Consider the following 16,477-nt stretch of genomic DNA (forward strand, 5'->3'; position numbering starts at 1 on the left):
TTCTAAAATGTCTGTTGGCCATTTGTTAATTATACCAAAATTCAGCTCTTTAATAAAGTTTTTCGTACGAGATTGAAAGCATGCAGAACGGCAATTTTTCGTACATCACGACGGCTGCGGCCAGCGATGTTAACCTCTATGATTTCTGTTGCAGCGGCACTGGCTAAAGCAATAAAGACTGTCCCGGCCGGATGGCCTTCAAGGGAGTCTGGACCAGCCACACCTGTCAGACTGACGGCTAGATCGCTCTGGGTCAGTTTTCTGGCCTGCTCAGCCATTTTTTCTGCTGTAAAGGCTGACACAACTCCATGCTGCTGCAGCTCAGCCAATGGAATATCCAGCATCCGGCTCTTCTCCTCTATGCTGTAAGTCACATAGCCGCCATTAAAGACTGCGGATGCCCCAGAAAAATCAGCTAAAGTCGCCTGAAAGAGACCTGCCGTCAGGCTTTCGGCTGCCGTGATGGTCTTGCCCTGCTCCTTCAGTAAGTCGAAGACCACCTGAGCCAGCGAATGGTCATCGCCGTAAGCGTAGAAAATCTCTGACAAGGGCAGTCCTTCAAAGGTTTTATGGGCCAAAATAGACTTTTCCACAGGCTCAAACTTGGCATCCGCTTCCGCCTGACTCAGCGCCTTGGTAGACAGGCGCAGGGTCACTTCACCGGTCTTGGCATAGGGAGCAATGGTCAGATCCGTCTGTTGATCAATCAAGTCCGTCAGGACCGTTACCAGCTGGCTTTCCCCGATTCCAAAGAAGCGCAGCACGTGCGAATAAAGCTTCTGCCCTGTGGATAAGAGAGGAACCAGCTCATTATTGACCATGGGCTTGAGCTCGCTGGGCGGACCGGGCAGGACCACATAGGTCACTCCGTCTGCTTCCAGCAAGCCACCGACAGCCAGTCCCGTTTCATTCTGCAGGGGAAGCGAACCCTCTATAACTTGGGCCTGACGCTCATTGTTGGGCGTTCGGGCATAGTCTGGCCGACTGGCAAAAAAGCGATCTAATTTTTCCACAGCCTGTGGGTCAAAGATCAGCTCGCGTCCTAAGAATTTAGCCAAGGTCTGCTTAGTCAAATCATCCTCTGTCGGTCCCAGGCCGCCGCATAGCAAGATCAAGTCGCTGCGCTGCTGGGCAATTTCCAGAATGGATAAGAGCCGACCTTCATTGTCACCGACCGCTGTCTGGAAATAAACATCAATCCCCAAACCAGCCAGCTTTTCAGATAAAAATTGGGCATTGGTATTGACAATCTGACCTGTCAGAATCTCGGTGCCCACAGCAATAATTTCTGCTTTCATAGAACCTCCTACCTTACAATTCGGAATTGGCTTTATTTTATCACAAAAAATCTTAAAAAAGTTGATTTTCATTTCAGGAAATAAAAAGAACTGTCAAGCTCCTTGACAAACTTGTCAACATGCTGTGGAAAACTTTTAAAAAGGACTGGTGTTATGCAGAATAACCAGATTGTTAGGGAAATGCTATTGGCAAATGGTTTCATTATTTTTATAATAAAGATGAAAAAAGGATATCCTCTAAATATTTTTATTTAAAGAAAGGAGTTCATCATGAAAATTTCTCAAGTTCTCAAAAATATCCGTCAGGAACATCATCTAACCCAAGAAGCCTTGTCTGAACGGCTTCAGGTTTCCCGCTCCGCCATTGCCCGCTGGGAAAGCGAAAAAGGTATCCCTGATATTGGAAATCTCATCGCTATCAGTCGGGAGTTTGATATCAGTCTGGACACGCTCATCAGGGAAGATGAGCGCTTGGAGAAAAAGGTCATCGAAGACAGTAAAGCTAAGAAATGGCATTACTTAGTCATTCTCTACCTTTTTTCCATCTTGGTTTATATTGGTGTCTTTGCTTACTTGCACCATATCTTTATGGCTGGCTTCCTCATTTCCACCCTCTTTATGCTCTTCTATGAACTGCGCATCTTTATCAAGGAAAAGATTTGGATGCAGAAAAATACATAAGACTTAAAGTTGCGAGAAAATAAGTTCTGAAAAGCATTTAAAACTTAGAACGTTGTTTGTTTAATATTGATTTTATGCTTTTTATGATAATCTACTGACGTATCACTAAGAAAATTTTAGCTATTTTTGATTTTTATAAAATAAAAAAGTTGAAATAAATCAACTTTCCAAAATAACTAAAAAGCTCCAATAATTCTATTCCATCCTTACAAATATATCTCATCTACGGACTTTCTATAATTTCTTGATTTACAATTTTATATGACCTATCTGCAATTTTTTTGATACGATCATCGTGAGTTGCGATAATGATAATTTTTTCTTGTTTTTTTAACTCTTGAAACATTTCTAATACCAATCGAAAATTGTTTTTATCTAAGTTGGTTGTAGGTTCATCTGCGAGTATTATTTCTGGATTTAATATTAAGCTTCGAATAATCGCAACTCTTTGTTTTTGTCCACCTGAAATAAATCTTACTTTCTTATCCAATTCTTTCTCTAAATAAAATTTTAATGCAAAAGATTTAGCTCTTAAAATAGCTTCCTCTTTGCTAAAAAATCGACTATATAATACTGGCAAGATTATGTTTTCTAAAACCGTGTAGTCGTCCACTAATGCAAAGTCTTGTAGAATATACCCAATATTTTTATTACGAAAACCACTCATTATATCATCATCATTACATAAAATCTCTTGATTATCATAATAGTATTTTCCTGAATCTATTTTTCTTAGCCCTGCAATTATTTCCAAAAAAGTCGTCTTCCCAATACCAGATTCTCCTGTAAGCAGGACAATTTCTCCTGTTGAAGCCCGAAAATTTACTTTACGAAAAATATTCTTATTGTCATATTTTTTGCAAATTTTCTCTAGTTTAAGCATTGAAAACTCCTTTCGTATGCCTGGATATATTAACATGAGCTGAAATAATAAAGAGTAAGTTAAAGACAAGTAAATAGATCCAGTCCGCCCAAATAAAGTTTAATCCAATAGCAAATATAAAAAGCACCATTCCTATAAAACCCATCACAATCGGAATCGAAAATAAAATTAGAAAACGTCCTCTTAGCCATCTTTCCCCTGCACCAATCACCCGTAATAGTCTTAACTCTCCTTGACAAATCTTTATTGATGCTGAAAGCAACCAATATAATATAAAAAATGCAAATGTAAGCAATAAACATGAAAAAGCTACAGCAAAATAAAAATTATTCATATAATAATCTTTCTCAACTTGATAAGACTCTTTCATTGTTCTTATACTGAATGCTTGATTAATTGCTATTATTTTTTTAAACAATTCCTTATTATCTCTAGATTTCTGAAACAATATATCATTTAAAAAATGTTCGCTTAACTCTTCTTTTGAGAATACATCTTTAAGTTTTGTTGCTGTAAGTAATTGAAGTTTTTCACCTTTTTCAATATAAGCAATTTTATTTCTATAAATTGCTCTGCCATCTCTTAAAGCAGTCAAAAGTGTATGATATAATTCATTTCTCTCCTCCATACTGATGGAAATAAGAGCCCCTGTTTCGTCAGCTTCTGGAATATAAAGCGACTCATAGCTCCCTTTATCTGCCTCTATCTTTAACCTTTCAATAGCTGGATATCTGCGAATCAATTGTGTGCTTTCATTCCAAAGAACACTATTTGTTAGAAAAACGAGTAGAAATAGAATAGTAAATAAGAACCAGCGTTTTTTTAAAATAAGAAAATAGATATTTTTCATAGAATTCTTCCTATAGATATAGCATAAATCCAAATATTGATGGTAAACATAATTAGTACCCATAACAAAAAAATCAATATTAATCTTATATCCTTAGCTAGATGCAAAATAAGATACATTACGGTACTAATAAGATAACTAATCAACAAATTGTAGAAATGCCATTTTAAATACTGATCAACAAAATTTGTATGCGACTTACCTAAAATATGATAAATGATAAATTGTTTCTGATACTTTTTATTTATAACAATTAACATAATAACATTAAAAAAGTAAAAAATAAAGGAATCCAAAAATATCCTTTCTGACTGTAAACAAAAAGAGAAATAATGAAAACCGTCAAACTATCTAGTACTGCAATTTGATGCCAATATTGATTGTTAAATAGTCTCATCATCTCTCCTATTCATTATCGTATTAAAGTTTATATCTGTAAATTGTTTTTGCTGCCCATGGATTCATTGAATCCCAAACAGTTACAGCTGCATATACCCTGTCACTAGCAGGTCTCCAAGAATCCTTCATTGCAACGGCACCACCTAAATAAGTATTATTCCTATAATAACGAATCCAAGTAGTATTCCCATTTCTAGTAGTCCAAGCTTCACCATGATAGTATAGTTGATAATGTTCTGTACTTCTTACACCGTTTGAATAGTTACCATGTGTGGCAGCAATTGCTATCTCCCCTATTACGAGAGTTAATAAGAGTGTAAATATAGTAATTATTGTTTTACTACGTTTCCTTTTCATACTATGCAACCTCTCTTCTTTTACAATATCATAATCCAACAATTTAAATTATTTAGTCCATTGGACTCACTCCTTTCCTATGCTATTCACTTTACCCCCATGGCCACCACCATGGAAACACACTTGTAGTAACTATTAACGCTACTGCCAGTAAAATTAAATTGTACATTATTTTTTTCATATTTGCCCTCCCTTTTATTTAATGATATACTATTTTAAAACGCTTTCTCAAAACGTGGCTTTTAGTAACATTTTCAAAGAGGGGTCTTATGCGCTGGGATTATGGAAAAATCTATAAAGAAATTAGGAAATCAAAAGGGTTGACTCAAGAAGAAATTTGTGGAGATTTTTTAGCTCGCTCAACTTTGGCACGAATTGAAAGCGGGAAAGTCGTGCCAAAGTTCGATACCATGATTTTTTTACTTCGCCAGATAGATATGACACTAGAAGAATTTAAATACATTTGTGATTATTATCAACCTAGTCAGAGACAGAAAATTTTAAATTCTCTTTATAACCAAGGTGAGTCTATTGTAGGGACAAAAGGTTTGTTACAATTAAAGAGAGAATGCGAGGCATATCTATATAAATATTCCGATATTCCGATTAAACATGCTTTAGATATCATCAATATTACTATTCATTTAAGACAAAATGGAATTTCTGAGACAAAAGAAATTAATGCTGCTACCAATGAAATTTGGGCGTATTTAGAGAAACAGGACACTTGGTATGAAAGTGATTTTCGACTTCTTTCTACTATCCTTTATTTCTTCCCTTTAGAAAATATCAAACAATTTACCCAAAAGATTTTAAATAGCATAAAAAAATACAAATCATTTCGCTATAGGAATAATGTACAAATCGGACTCTTAGTCAACCTTTCTACCATCTATCTTTATAATGGATTAAAGAGAGAATGCGCTGAAATTACTAAGTACATTTACGATTTGTCAAAAAAAGAAAAACGTTATGATTCCCTCGGGCTTTCACAGATTCGACTTGGAATTTGCAAAAATGATAACGAATTAATAAAAAAAGGGATTGCTCTACTACAACTTGCTGATGAAAAAGAGCTAGTAAAATCTCTAAAAGAAGAAATTGAAAAATACCGTTGAGAATCTTTCTCAAACGGTATTTTTATGTAGATTAAAGTCACAGTCATTCTCATGGTCATTAATCAGGCCCGCCGCCTCCATAAAGGAATAAACACAGACAGGACCGACAAATTTGAAGCCTTGTTTTTTCAGCGCTTTGGACACTGCTTCCGACAGTTTGGTCTTGGCTGGCGCTTCCTTGTAGTGGGCGATTTGATTGTCAATGCTTTTAAAATCGACAAAGGACCAGATGTAGTCGTTGAAAGAACCAAACTTCTGCCGAACAGCTAAATAGGCTTGCGCATTGGCTCTGGTCGCATAGATTTTCATCTTGTTGCGGACGATGGCTGGATTGTCCAAGAGACGGTCCAGATCAGCATCCGTCATCTGGGCAATTTTCTGGGCATCGTAGTGATGAAAAGCCTCCCTGAAGGCTTGACGCTTATTGAGAATGGTCTCCCAGGACAGACCGGCCTGATAGGTTTCCATGCAAAGCAGTTCAAATAATTTCTGTTCGTCATGGAGGGGCCGGCCCCACTCCTCATCGTGATAAGCTACATATAAAGGGTTAGTCATTTTGACCCAGCCGCAGCGTTTGGTCATGTTATTGCCTCCTATTTCACCAGCATCTTGAGGGCTGACTTGATATAGTTTTCAGCTGTGTCGGTCGTACCGTCAAAGAATTTCTTGATTTTCTTGAGCTCAGCTGCCTTATAGCCCAGGGCCAGCATGGCTTCCATGGCTTCCTCCAGCTCCTGGTTATCCGCCGTCTGGACAGGCGCCTTGCTTTCTGTTGGGCCGCCTGTTGCTGCCACTTTGCCTTCCAGATCCAGCACCATCTGCTGGGCTGTTTTTTTGCCAATCTTGGGAAACTTGGTCAGGTAGGTGATGTTTTTCTGCTCAATGGCCTGCACCAGACCGGCATTGTCATCTGCTGCGATAATGGCCAGGGCAGAGACAGGCCCGATACCGGAAACCGAGATTAAACTGAGAAAGAGCTGCTTTTCCTCCTCAGTCACAAAACCGTAGAGGAGCTGGGCATCTTCCCGCACCACCTGATGCACATAGACCTTGGCTTCCTGATTGAGCTGTCCTGAGTAGCTGTAGGGATTGGCCACATGGAGAATATAGCCAATATTACCTGTCTCCAGCACGATATACTTGGCTGTGATTTTACTGATAATTCCTTTAAAATATTCGTACATGATTTTCCTTCTTTTTCATCAATTTGCCTTTCTAGTATATCATATTTTCTCTTTTGAAACTGCTAATACAACTGCAACTTCTGGTTGACAAAAAGGAAAGCAGGCTGTATTCTCAAAAGCAAAGAGATTTGCTAGAATAAAGACAGAAAAAGAAAAGGTGGTAGTTGTCATGAAACTGGCTGATAAATTATTTGAACTGAGAAAGGAAAAGGGCTGGTCCCAGGAACTGCTGGCTGAGAAGGTCAATGTTTCCCGCCAGAGCATTTCTAAGTGGGAATCCGGCCAGGCCCTGCCGGAACTTGAGAAAATCGTCGAACTGAGCCGGATTTTCCAAGTGACGACGGATTACCTGCTGTTAGAGGAAAGTCCAAAACCAGAAATAAAACCTGTCCTATCAGAAAACGAAAAAGACCGCTATTACAAGGAAGTGAAATCCTACGGCTTCTGGCAGGTTCTTTCTGTTTTCGTGTCTGCTCTGGCTATCTTCCTTTTCTTTGCCGGATCCGGTTTTCCGGCCAAGTTTACCATGCTGGTCTGGCTGAGCTTTTTCCTGCTCATGGCCTCGGCCATAGCCATTAACAAAGGCCTCAAGATTAAAGAAAAGTATCTGGATAAGGTCATCGGGCTTGATTCAAAAAAGGAAGAAGGAAAACAGTGACGGCAGGGCAACGATTCATCCTCCTGCATCTAAAAAAGGCTTCAGTCGTTTGACTGGAGTCCTTTTGATATTTTCTAATACTTCCCCAGCTCCCGCAGGCTGGTGTGGTTTTCCTGAATGCGGCGGAACATTTTTTCCATATCAGACTTGGTGAAGTTGACTAGAACCGGCCGGCCATGGGGGCAGTTGTAGGGATTGTCGCACTGGGACAGCTGGAAAAGCAGATCACGCGCCGAATGCTCGTCCAGACGGTGATTAGCCTTAATCGAGCGTTTGCAGGACATCATGATGGCCAGCTCTGCCCGGTATTTCTTGATAGAGACTTCCTTGGTCAGGAGGAGCATGTCACACATCTCATAGATACCGGACTCGATTTCCTCCTCCTTCATCCAGATAGGGTGTTCACGCAGGATAAACTGGTTGCTGCCGTAGTCTTCTAAGAACACCCCGACTTCTTCCAGCAAGTGCATCCGCTGCTGCAGCCGCAGCACATCGTCCACTGGAAATTCAAAGAGGTAGGGCACCAAAAGCTGCTGTTGGCTGCCGTCTACATCGCCAATCTTTTCCCGGTAATCCTCATACTTGACCCGCTCCTGAGCGGCATGCTGGTCGATGATATAGAGACCGCCTGTGCCCTGAGCAAAGAGATAGGTGCCATGCATCTGACCGAAGTATTCCAACTCAGGGAAGGTGGACTTTTCTTCATTTTCCAGCTTATCCAGAGCCCGCTCCAGACTCTTTTGATCCAATTCTGGATGGTCCAGCTGGTCATAGTCTGGGCTTTTTCTTTCTGCAAATTTTACAGAGGATGCTGACTGAACTGCCTCTTTTTCGCTGTCAACCTTCTTGACAGAACTGTCAACTTGGCCAAAGGAAGCCTGATGCTCGGCCACCTGCGGCTTGACATAAAAATCATTGCTTCCTTTGTCATAATAAAGGCGGTTTTCTTTGAGGGGCAGGCTGGTCTGTTCTGGTTTTTTTGCCCGCTGAATGCTGGACTTAGCGAGATTTTCCAGTGCATCGGGAATCAAATCCTGCTCTTTGAGACTGGCTGCGACAGCCTTTGAAATCAAGGCCATGAGCTCCCGCTCCTTGGAAATCCGCACTTCCTGTTTGGTCGGATGGACATTGACATCAGCCAGATAGGGGTCTATCTGGATATTGATGACCGCCAGCGGAAAGCGGCCCACCATGAGCTTGCTGCCGTAGCCGTCCAAAATCGCTCGATTGAGCAGGAAATTTTTGATATAACGGCCATTGATGAGGATGGTAATATAGTTGCGGTTGGCGCGGGTCAGTTCAGGCAGGCTGACATAGCCGGTCACTTCAAAATCCAGATCTGATGCAGCGATTTCTATCATTTTCTTGGCCGTAGCCAAGCCATAAATCCCAGCAATAGCCTGACGGAGACTGCCGCTCCCGGCTGTCCGGGTCAGTTCCCGGCCGTCATTTAGCAAGGTAAAGGCCACTTCGGGGTGAGCCAGACTGAGACGGTTGATGGTATCCACGATATGGGACAGCTCTGCCTGCTGGCTTTTGACATATTTGAGCCGGGCAGGCGTATTGAAAAAGAGGTCTTCAACCCGAATGGTCGTTCCGACAGGCCGGCTGACCGGCTCCAGCTGCTCTATCTCCCCGCCTCGGGCCAGCAGCAAGGTACCGTGCCGGCTGCCTTCCGTCGCTGTTTCCAGACGAAAGTGCGACACCGAAGCAATAGAGGGAATGGCCTCCCCCCGAAACCCCAAGGTCCGAATCCGAAAGAGATCGGCCTGTTTTTTATTTTGCTGGTCGCATGACGGCGCAGGGCCAGAGCCGCATCTTCATGCTCAATGCCTTCGCCGTTGTCCGTCACCTGAATGCTTTTAAGACCAGCTTCTTCAACTTCAATGGTGATCTGGCTTGCACCCGCATCAATAGAATTTTCCACCAGCTCCTTGACCACGCTGCTGGGCCGCTCAATGACCTCCCCTGCTGCAATCTGATTGGCCAGAATTTCTGGCAGTTCCATAATTTTTGACATAGCTTTCTCCGTCCTTCTAGTGACTCCTATTATAACACATTGAGGTTTTTCTATCAGGGGATAGCTTTGCCCTCCCGCTTTTCTGCCGAATAGACAGCCGAGCCGACCGAATAGGCAGAAGCCCTTGTTTTATTCGCTGAACTGCGGTTTAATAAAGGGGAAAGGAGGAAAAGAAATGAAAGTCAATCTACGAATCGATCCTCAAACCACTGAAGACTCCGTCAGCATTGAAGCCCGTCACATGACAGAGAACATTCAAAAATTGGTCCATTTTTCTCAAAATCTGGGTAAACAGGACCAGCTCCATGTCAAAAGAGAAGACCAAATCTATCTGCTGAACACAGAGGAAATCTACCGAATCTATACAGAAAACCGGCAGATCCAGGTCCGAACAGCAGACGGCAGCTATCGAAGCCAGCAGCCAAGCTCTTGCCTCTCACCCTAACAAAGGTCGGAGAATTCAGCCTTATTTATCTGGTGATTTTTTTCTACTACACGGACTATCAAAAAATTCAGAAAATCAATCAGGGACTGTCTAGGAAAGCCTAAAGCACCAATCTTAAAACCGACCGCTGGCTAACTTCCGCGGTCGGTTGATTTTTAATTAACTGGCGGAACTGAAGGCATGAATAAACCTTTTAAATCATCTAGGCTGTCCGCCCTCACCCATTCAGCCAACCCTATCTTCCATACCAAGCTCGTAGGAAGAAATTGTCCTGAAACCGCCATTTGTGCTAAAGTGTTCATATCAAAAGGACCGGTCGCTTGCCCCTCAACAGCTATATGATAAGCAGTTGCAGGAATTGGAGGAGGAGTCCCCTGTGACTGAGCATCACCCGACATCATATTATTCATAGTCCCAGCAATATTTTGCCCTACAGCTCCGCCAACTGCCATACCAGCCATCATTGCAGCAGGATTAAATCCGGCATCACTGCCCAGCGAAACGCCTCCTGCACCACCAGCACCCATCTCACCTAGGGCATTAGCACCAGCAATACCGACTTCAGATTGTTTTTCAACCTGAAAAGCACCAATATTTGCAGATTGTGTTTGCTTGTGCTGAGCATACTGCCCTTCTTCACGCTGGATACGCAACCGCTCAACATAGTCAGTTGTTTCAGCCTGCATTTTTGCTGTGGTAAGTTCTTTGGTTACGGACATCAGCTGACGATAACCCTCACTTGATTTATCAATTTCCACCGCAGCAATATCTACACTTGAAACAATTACGCCAAATTGCTCTTTTAGTCTAGTAACTACATCGCTTTCAATCACATCATTAATTTGTGAAATTTTACTTTCTAACTGAATGACAGGAATGCCATTTGCGGCAGGTGCATTTGTTACCACATTCTTAGCATACCGCGCCACTGCATCTCGAATTTGTTTTTGGAAATCATCAAGATTAAAGGTATTCAGCCGATGCAATTTAATAAATTCTCTGTAATCATCAATTTTAAAGCTAATCGTTCCACGAACTGCAACAGGCACTCCAAAATCAACAAACCTTGGATCATAAACATCAAAAAATGGTACCGCAAACCTCACTTGAATAATCTGAGCAAGATTAATGAAATAGACTTCTGCTTGGAATGGCGTGCCTCCGTCATAAGCCAGGCCTATTATACTAGCCAATACAGGAAAATTTGACGTTTTGATTGTTTGGTCAAATGGCCCGACAATAAAGTCCTGCATCGTGCCATCCTTTTGTTTATAGACAAAGACAGCAACATCTCCATCTTTAACTCTCAGAGAAGACCCCCAGCGAATCGCATTTTCTCTATCTCCCGTACCTAATTCAGCTCCAGCAGGATGCCACTTCCAAATCAAATAGTATGGCTCATCGCAGCGAATTTCATCCATGAAACCGCCTGTTTTATTTCTGCTAAATAAGTTCATACCTCTCTCCTTCAATTTATTAACGGTAAAAATATATCAATTACTTACCTTCTTTTTTCTTAAAAAAATGATTAGAAAAGAAAATATAAATAATAGTGTCCCAAGCATTGAAATAGCCCTCCCGAAGAACATGATAATAGATCCGAAAAAATTACTAGTATCTATATTTTTTTCTATCGCTCCAGCAGCCCAAACCATAGTTAATCCGCCTCCAAATGATAAGAAGAATTGCAATTTATTAGAACTTCTGAGAGTTTTCATAAAAGATTTCAATCTTTTACGTTTTTGAGCCTGACTGTATAGCTGACTGATATATTGAAATTCCTTTGTGTTTCCGAAGGAAAGTGTCGCTTTCTGGTATGCTTGTTCCAATTTTGTATTCCAAGCCTCAAAATCATAACCATATGAATTCATATTTGAGGTTGCAAGGATAACAAACTCATAGATATCCTCTTTAGTGTTAGGAATATAAAAATTTCGAATAAGCTCAATTTTCTGTTCTTTATTTTTAGTTGACCCTAATTTATTCGCTAATTTCTCAACTCGACTCCTTGCTCCTGCCCCTCTCAGTTCATACCCACAGCTTGGGCAAGAAGACATAAAAGAATCTAACCTCTCAGCACAACTTGGACATTTATATAATTCACCACCATATACTGTTTTCCGTTGCGACATCTCTGCATCTGTTTTTCCCATTGCGACACCGCAGTTACTACAAAAATGAGCACCTTCAGCAAGTGCATGACCGCAGTTAGTACAAAATCCCATTTTTTCTCTATTCTCCTCTTCAATAACCGAAGTAATATAGTCTCATTATACAGCATTTCAACAATCTTGTAAATATGGATTATAGGGATAAAATCAAGATAGTAAGCGGTTTAAAAAAGATGAACTTTTAAGTAAAATAAACAAAAAAGTAATTTAAAAATTGATTTTATCAAAACTTTTCGCAGTGATGAAATGGCGGTGGGACAGAACTAAATTTTTAAAAATTTAGTTCGTCGTTCCAGCCTCAGCGGAGAACTTGAGACCTCAGGCTCAAGTTCTAGTCTTGGAATCCCGCAGGGAGTCGCAGACGTCCGCCATCACTTAAGAAAAGTTTTATAAAATCTAATTTCAAATATTACAAAAGAAATGATAAAACTAAGAGCCTGACATTTACATCAGACTCTGTTCTTTTCTTTCACAGCTTCTTCTTCATCTCCGCCACTGCGGTCAGGACTTCCAGCGGGGTCATGTTGTAGAGGTCCAGCTGGCGCAGATCTTCCAGGACTGGGTTTTCCGGTTCTTCTGCAAAGAGACTGATTTGCTCAGAAACCTGCGGACGGACTGCTGGTGTGGGGGGTGGAGAGGCCGCAGGCGATTGCCGATCCTGGCCTTCCAGCAGAGTCAGGATGCTGTCAGCCCGCTCCAGCAGATCTTCCGGCAGGCCGGCAATCTTAGCCACATGAATCCCGTAGGATTTATCAGCCGGTCCCGGCTCAATCTTGTGCAGGAAGGTCACCTGCCCATCCTTTTCCAAGGTCGCGACATGGACATTTTCCAGCCGATTCAGAGAATGCTCCAGATCCGTCAGCTCATGATAGTGGGTGGCAAAAAGTGTCTTGGCCCCCGTCCGGTCATGGATGTATTCGATAATAGCCTGAGCCAGCGCCATCCCATCATAGGTCGCCGTTCCCCGGCCCAGCTCATCAAAGAGGATGAGCGAATGCTGGCTGGCCTGGCGAATGGCCCGGTTGGCCTCCATCATCTCCACCATGAAGGTCGACTGGCCGGATACCAGATCATCCGCTGCCCCAATCCGGGTAAAAATGGCATCGAAAATGGGCAGACTGGCAGACTCCGCCGGCACATAAGAGCCCATCTGAGCCATGATGACGATAATGGCCAGCTGACGCATGTAGGTAGACTTCCCGCTCATATTGGGCCCTGTAATCAGCTGAATATCAGTCGCCGCATCTAAAACAATGCTGTTGGGAATGTAACTCTGGGCTCCCATGACCTTTTCTACCACCGCATGCCGGCCCTTCTCAATCCGGAGCTCCCGCTCTTCCGTAAAGTCCGGCCGCATCAGATGCTGCTGCTCAGCCACTGCCGCAAAGCTCTGCAGGACATCAACTGTCGCCAAAGCCGTTGCCAGACTTTGCAGGCGCTGGATGTACTTGCCGGCTTCCTCACGGATGCGCATGAAAATCTCATACTCCAGATTGGCAGACTTCTCACGCGCCTCCAGCATTTCTCCCTCAATCCGGGCCAGCTCTTCCGTCCCGAAACGCTCGGAATTCTTAAGAGTAGCCTTGCGGAAGAAATGGCTGGGTACACGAGCCAGCTGGGAATTGGTCACATGGAAATAGTAGCCATCTTTTTTATTGTATTCTATCTTCAGATTGCTGATGCCGCTGGCTTCTCTTTCCTTGCTCTCCATATCCGCAATCCAGCCTGTGCCGTCCCGCATGATCACCCGATACTTGTCCAGTCTTTCATCAAAGCCTGTCTGGATGATATTGCCTTCAGTGATGACATGAGGAGCATCCGGGGATATGGCCGCATCAATCAGTCCGGCCAGCTCTGGAATTTCATCCATCTGCTCCACCAGACCGGCCAGATGCGGACTGTCCATCCCCTGTAAAATCGCCTTGATCTGCGGGACATTGCCCAGCGTAGCAGCCAGCTGCAGCAGGTCCTTGGGATTGGTCTTGCCAAAAGACACCCGGCTGGCCAGGCGCTCTATATCGTAGACGCCCTTCAGGCTCTCGGTCAAATCGCTCCGCTCAAAGAAATGGTCCAGAAAGTCCTGCACAATATTCTGACGGCGGACTATCCGCTTCCGATCAATCAAAGGCTGCTGGATCCAAGCCCGCAGCAGACGGCCCCCCATAGCTGTCTTGGTCTCATCCATGAGCCAGTAAAGGCTGCCGTGCTTCTTTCCTGTCCGAGCATTCTCAGTCAGATCCAGACTGGCCTTGCTGGCATAGTCCATTTGCAGGAAATCCCTGATTTCATAGTGGTGGGCTTTTTTCAAATGGCTGAGCTCCCGCATCTGAGTGCGATGAACATACTCCAAGAGCTTGCCCGCTGCCTGATGCTCTGTCTTGGACAGACCGTCTCCCAGCAGCTGCACATCCTCCAAGGCTTGATCAACCTGCGAAAGCAGCAGATTCATCTGGCCGGCCAAGACCTGCTCCTCAGCTTCAGGCAATTCATAGCCCAGCACGACTTCGCGCGCCCGCAGATTGCGGATTTCGCCGCAGACCAAGGCAAAGTCACTGAGACTGGTCACCTGAAATTCTCCAGTGACCAGATCCATATAGGCCAGACCGTAAAGGCCGTCTGCCCGGTCCAAAGCTGCCAGAAAGTTATTTTCACTGTCGGGCTTGCTGGAATCCACCACCGTACCCGGTGTAATAACCTGAACCACTTCCCGCTTGACCACACCCTTGGCTTCTTTGGGATCCTCCATCTGCTCGGCAATCGCTACCTTGTAGCCCGACTCGACCAAAACATCAATATACTGCTGAGCCGAATGATAAGGCACCCCTGCCATGGGAATGGGGTTTTCAGCATTTTTATTGCGGCTGGTTAAAGAAATTTCCAAAATCTGAGCGGCATTGACCGCATCATCATAGAATAACTCATAAAAATCACCCATGCGGAAAAGCAGAAAAGCATCAGGATAATGCTGCTTGATGTCCAAATACTGCTGCATGCCCGGTGATAATTTGTCTGCTGTCATCTCTGTCCTTTCTAAAAACAAACGAGGCCAGGACTCCTGTTTCAACCTCTCGTCGTTGTGCCGCTTACATCAGTGCACTTATCTGTCCTTCAATCTCCCCGGCAGCTGCTTGGTCCCGGCAAATTACCAGCAGGGTATTGGCTCCTGCGACTGTCCCAAGGATGCGGCTGTCAGGCGTCCCGTCAACGATATTGGCTAAGACCGTCGCCTCTCCCAGACCGGTCCGAAAAACCAAGCTAAATTCCGCACGGGCCACACTCTGAATATGTCTGGCCAAAAACTCAATCAAGTCAATTTCTTCTGTTTCATGGGCCAGGACATAATAAGTCTGGCCGCCCTTTTTGACCTTGGTCAGGCCGATTTCTCGCAGATCGCGGGACAGGGTGGTCTGGGTCACATAAATCCCCTGCGCCTCCAGGCGGTCCTGAATTTCCTTCTGGGTGCCCAGTTTTTCCTCCTTAATCATCATTTTAACGAGCTGATGACGATCACTTTTTCTCATTTCTACCTCATTTGCTGAATATTTATACTTCTCATTATATCAAAAAATTCATATTATCCCAAAAATTATTCCCAAAAAAATTGAAGATTCCTTGAAAAATGTGATAAAATAATATCAAAAGACTCAAAGGAGCAGATATGGATAATAAACAGTTGATTGCCGGCGAATTAGCCAAGGTTATTGACAGCCTTGACCAAGATGCTATTTTAAATTTGTTGGAACAGCCAAAAAGTTCTGAACTGGGCGATATTGCCTTCCCAGCCTTCTCTCTCGCTAAGACAGAGCGCAAGGCTCCGCAGGCCATTGCTGCTGACATTACTGATAAGATTGACAGCACTCACTTTGACAAGGTCGCAGCGACCGGACCTTATGTCAACTTCTTCCTCAATAAGGCTGAAATTTCCGGTCAGGTCATCAAAGAAGTGATCAAGGAAGGCAGCGACTATGGCCAGCAGGACGAAGGCAAGGGGGAAAATATCACCATTGACATGTCCAGCCCTAATATTGCCAAACCATTCTCAGTCGGCCACCTGCGCTCTACTGTCATCGGCGATGCTCTGTCCAATATCTTCCGCAAAATGGGCTACAACACCATTAAAATCAACCACTTGGGCGACTGGGGCAAACAGTTCGGCCTCCTCATGGTCGCCTATAAAAAATGGGGCAGTCAGGAAGCAGTTGAAGCCAATCCGATTGACGAGCTCCTTAAGCTCTATGTGCGAATCAATGCAGAAATCGAAAACGACCCCGCTCTGGACGATGAAGCCCGCCTCTGGTTCAAGAAACTGGAAGACGGAGATCCGGAAGCGACCGAGCTTTGGCAGTGGTTCCGCGACGAAAGCCTGGTCGAATTCAACCGCATCTATGACCTGCTGGGAGTAGAATTTGACAG

General features: G+C 43.5%; 14 protein-coding genes and 2 pseudogenes. 5 read left to right on the plus strand and 11 right to left on the minus strand.

Annotation, left to right across the window (positions count from 1 at the left end):
* Window positions 1-41: 41 nt before the first annotated feature.
* A complete protein-coding gene (locus tag STRDD11_RS02495) occupies window positions 42-1,298 on the minus strand; it encodes a competence/damage-inducible protein A (protein ID WP_164828342.1) in 1,257 nt (418 codons plus the stop codon).
* A 270-nt stretch (window positions 1,299-1,568) separates the two neighbouring features.
* Between STRDD11_RS02495 and STRDD11_RS02505 the strand changes: the two genes are divergently transcribed.
* Window positions 1,569-1,979: a helix-turn-helix domain-containing protein gene (locus STRDD11_RS02505; protein WP_128835021.1), complete on the plus strand. Its 411-nt coding sequence runs from the start codon at window positions 1,569-1,571 to the stop codon at window positions 1,977-1,979.
* Between the two features lie 223 nt (window positions 1,980-2,202).
* Here STRDD11_RS02505 and STRDD11_RS02510 read toward each other — a convergent pair whose 3' ends face one another.
* From STRDD11_RS02510 to STRDD11_RS02520, 3 genes are all read right to left on the minus strand, one after another.
* Window positions 2,203-2,862 (minus strand): ABC transporter ATP-binding protein, encoded by a 660-nt coding sequence (locus STRDD11_RS02510; RefSeq protein ID WP_128835023.1) that lies wholly within the window; start codon window positions 2,860-2,862, stop codon window positions 2,203-2,205.
* Window positions 2,855-3,712 (minus strand): hypothetical protein, encoded by an 858-nt coding sequence (locus STRDD11_RS02515; RefSeq protein WP_128835025.1) that lies wholly within the window; start codon window positions 3,710-3,712, stop codon window positions 2,855-2,857. Before STRDD11_RS02515 ends, STRDD11_RS02510 begins: the two co-directional genes overlap by 8 nt.
* A 420-nt stretch (window positions 3,713-4,132) precedes the next feature.
* The gene (locus STRDD11_RS02520) at window positions 4,133-4,468 is read right to left on the minus strand and encodes a hypothetical protein (RefSeq protein WP_241209283.1); all 336 of its coding nucleotides are present in this window, start codon (window positions 4,466-4,468) and stop codon (window positions 4,133-4,135) included.
* A 269-nt stretch (window positions 4,469-4,737) separates the two neighbouring features.
* On the opposite strand from STRDD11_RS02520, the gene STRDD11_RS02525 reads away from it, so the two are divergent.
* Entirely contained in the window at window positions 4,738-5,586 is an 849-nt protein-coding gene (locus tag STRDD11_RS02525; protein ID WP_128835027.1) for a helix-turn-helix domain-containing protein, read from the plus strand.
* A 9-nt stretch (window positions 5,587-5,595) separates the two neighbouring features.
* Here the strand turns inward: STRDD11_RS02525 and STRDD11_RS02530 are convergent, their stop codons facing one another.
* The gene (locus STRDD11_RS02530) at window positions 5,596-6,168 is read right to left on the minus strand and encodes a DNA-3-methyladenine glycosylase I (RefSeq protein WP_128835029.1); all 573 of its coding nucleotides are present in this window, start codon (window positions 6,166-6,168) and stop codon (window positions 5,596-5,598) included.
* 11 nt (window positions 6,169-6,179) lie between these two features.
* Window positions 6,180-6,770: a Holliday junction branch migration protein RuvA gene (ruvA, locus tag STRDD11_RS02535; RefSeq protein ID WP_128835031.1), complete on the minus strand. Its 591-nt coding sequence runs from the start codon at window positions 6,768-6,770 to the stop codon at window positions 6,180-6,182.
* 169 nt (window positions 6,771-6,939) lie between these two features.
* Here ruvA and STRDD11_RS02540 point away from each other — a divergent pair, with 169 nt between their 5' ends.
* On the plus strand, window positions 6,940-7,428 hold the full coding sequence (locus tag STRDD11_RS02540) for a helix-turn-helix domain-containing protein (RefSeq protein WP_128835033.1): 489 nt from the start codon (window positions 6,940-6,942) through the stop codon (window positions 7,426-7,428).
* A gap of 74 nt (window positions 7,429-7,502) precedes the next feature.
* On the opposite strand, the pseudogene mutL reads toward STRDD11_RS02540, so the two are convergent.
* Window positions 7,503-9,448, minus strand: a pseudogene (gene mutL / locus STRDD11_RS02550) (DNA mismatch repair endonuclease MutL).
* 175 nt (window positions 9,449-9,623) lie between these two features.
* On the opposite strand from mutL, the pseudogene STRDD11_RS02555 reads away from it, so the two are divergent.
* Window positions 9,624-9,869 (plus strand): annotated as a pseudogene (locus tag STRDD11_RS02555) (LytTR family transcriptional regulator); the annotation flags it as partial.
* 179 nt (window positions 9,870-10,048) lie between these two features.
* Here the strand turns inward: STRDD11_RS02555 and STRDD11_RS02560 are convergent.
* The 4 genes from STRDD11_RS02560 to argR form a co-directional block, all read right to left on the minus strand.
* On the minus strand, window positions 10,049-11,350 hold the full coding sequence (locus tag STRDD11_RS02560) for an SPFH domain-containing protein (RefSeq protein ID WP_128835035.1): 1,302 nt from the start codon (window positions 11,348-11,350) through the stop codon (window positions 10,049-10,051).
* A gap of 36 nt (window positions 11,351-11,386) precedes the next feature.
* Window positions 11,387-12,118, minus strand: a complete 732-nt coding sequence (locus STRDD11_RS02565) for a zinc-ribbon domain-containing protein (RefSeq protein ID WP_128835037.1) — start codon at window positions 12,116-12,118, stop codon at window positions 11,387-11,389.
* 415 nt (window positions 12,119-12,533) lie between these two features.
* Window positions 12,534-15,083, minus strand: coding sequence for a DNA mismatch repair protein MutS (mutS, locus tag STRDD11_RS02570; RefSeq protein ID WP_128835040.1), 2,550 nt, complete (start codon window positions 15,081-15,083; stop codon window positions 12,534-12,536).
* A gap of 64 nt (window positions 15,084-15,147) precedes the next feature.
* On the minus strand, window positions 15,148-15,585 hold the full coding sequence (argR, locus tag STRDD11_RS02575; RefSeq protein WP_128835042.1) for an arginine repressor: 438 nt from the start codon (window positions 15,583-15,585) through the stop codon (window positions 15,148-15,150).
* 137 nt (window positions 15,586-15,722) lie between these two features.
* Here argR and argS point away from each other — a divergent pair.
* The coding region (argS, locus tag STRDD11_RS14115) for an arginine--tRNA ligase domain-containing protein (protein WP_241209285.1) at window positions 15,723-16,477 on the plus strand (755 nt) is incomplete at its 3' end.

The sequence above is a fragment of the Streptococcus sp. DD11 genome (genome assembly GCF_001578865.1).
Lineage (GTDB): Bacteria > Bacillota > Bacilli > Lactobacillales > Streptococcaceae > Streptococcus > Streptococcus panodentis.

Excerpts from the sequence above, each read along its gene's own strand:
- STRDD11_RS02495 (WP_164828342.1), bottom strand. The coding sequence starts at position 1,298 with ATGAAAGCAGAAATTATTGCTGTGGGCACCGAGATTCTGACAGGTCAG.
- STRDD11_RS02505 (WP_128835021.1), top strand. The coding sequence starts at position 1,569 with ATGAAAATTTCTCAAGTTCTCAAAAATATCCGTCAGGAACATCATCTA.
- STRDD11_RS02510 (WP_128835023.1), bottom strand. The coding sequence starts at position 2,862 with ATGCTTAAACTAGAGAAAATTTGCAAAAAATATGACAATAAGAATATT.
- STRDD11_RS02515 (WP_128835025.1), bottom strand. The coding sequence starts at position 3,712 with ATGAAAAATATCTATTTTCTTATTTTAAAAAAACGCTGGTTCTTATTT.
- STRDD11_RS02520 (WP_241209283.1), bottom strand. The coding sequence starts at position 4,468 with ATGAAAAGGAAACGTAGTAAAACAATAATTACTATATTTACACTCTTA.
- STRDD11_RS02525 (WP_128835027.1), top strand. The coding sequence starts at position 4,738 with ATGCGCTGGGATTATGGAAAAATCTATAAAGAAATTAGGAAATCAAAA.
- STRDD11_RS02530 (WP_128835029.1), bottom strand. The coding sequence starts at position 6,168 with ATGACCAAACGCTGCGGCTGGGTCAAAATGACTAACCCTTTATATGTA.
- ruvA (WP_128835031.1), bottom strand. The coding sequence starts at position 6,770 with ATGTACGAATATTTTAAAGGAATTATCAGTAAAATCACAGCCAAGTAT.
- STRDD11_RS02540 (WP_128835033.1), top strand. The coding sequence starts at position 6,940 with ATGAAACTGGCTGATAAATTATTTGAACTGAGAAAGGAAAAGGGCTGG.
- STRDD11_RS02560 (WP_128835035.1), bottom strand. The coding sequence starts at position 11,350 with ATGAACTTATTTAGCAGAAATAAAACAGGCGGTTTCATGGATGAAATT.
- STRDD11_RS02565 (WP_128835037.1), bottom strand. The coding sequence starts at position 12,118 with ATGGGATTTTGTACTAACTGCGGTCATGCACTTGCTGAAGGTGCTCAT.
- mutS (WP_128835040.1), bottom strand. The coding sequence starts at position 15,083 with ATGACAGCAGACAAATTATCACCGGGCATGCAGCAGTATTTGGACATC.
- argR (WP_128835042.1), bottom strand. The coding sequence starts at position 15,585 with ATGAGAAAAAGTGATCGTCATCAGCTCGTTAAAATGATGATTAAGGAG.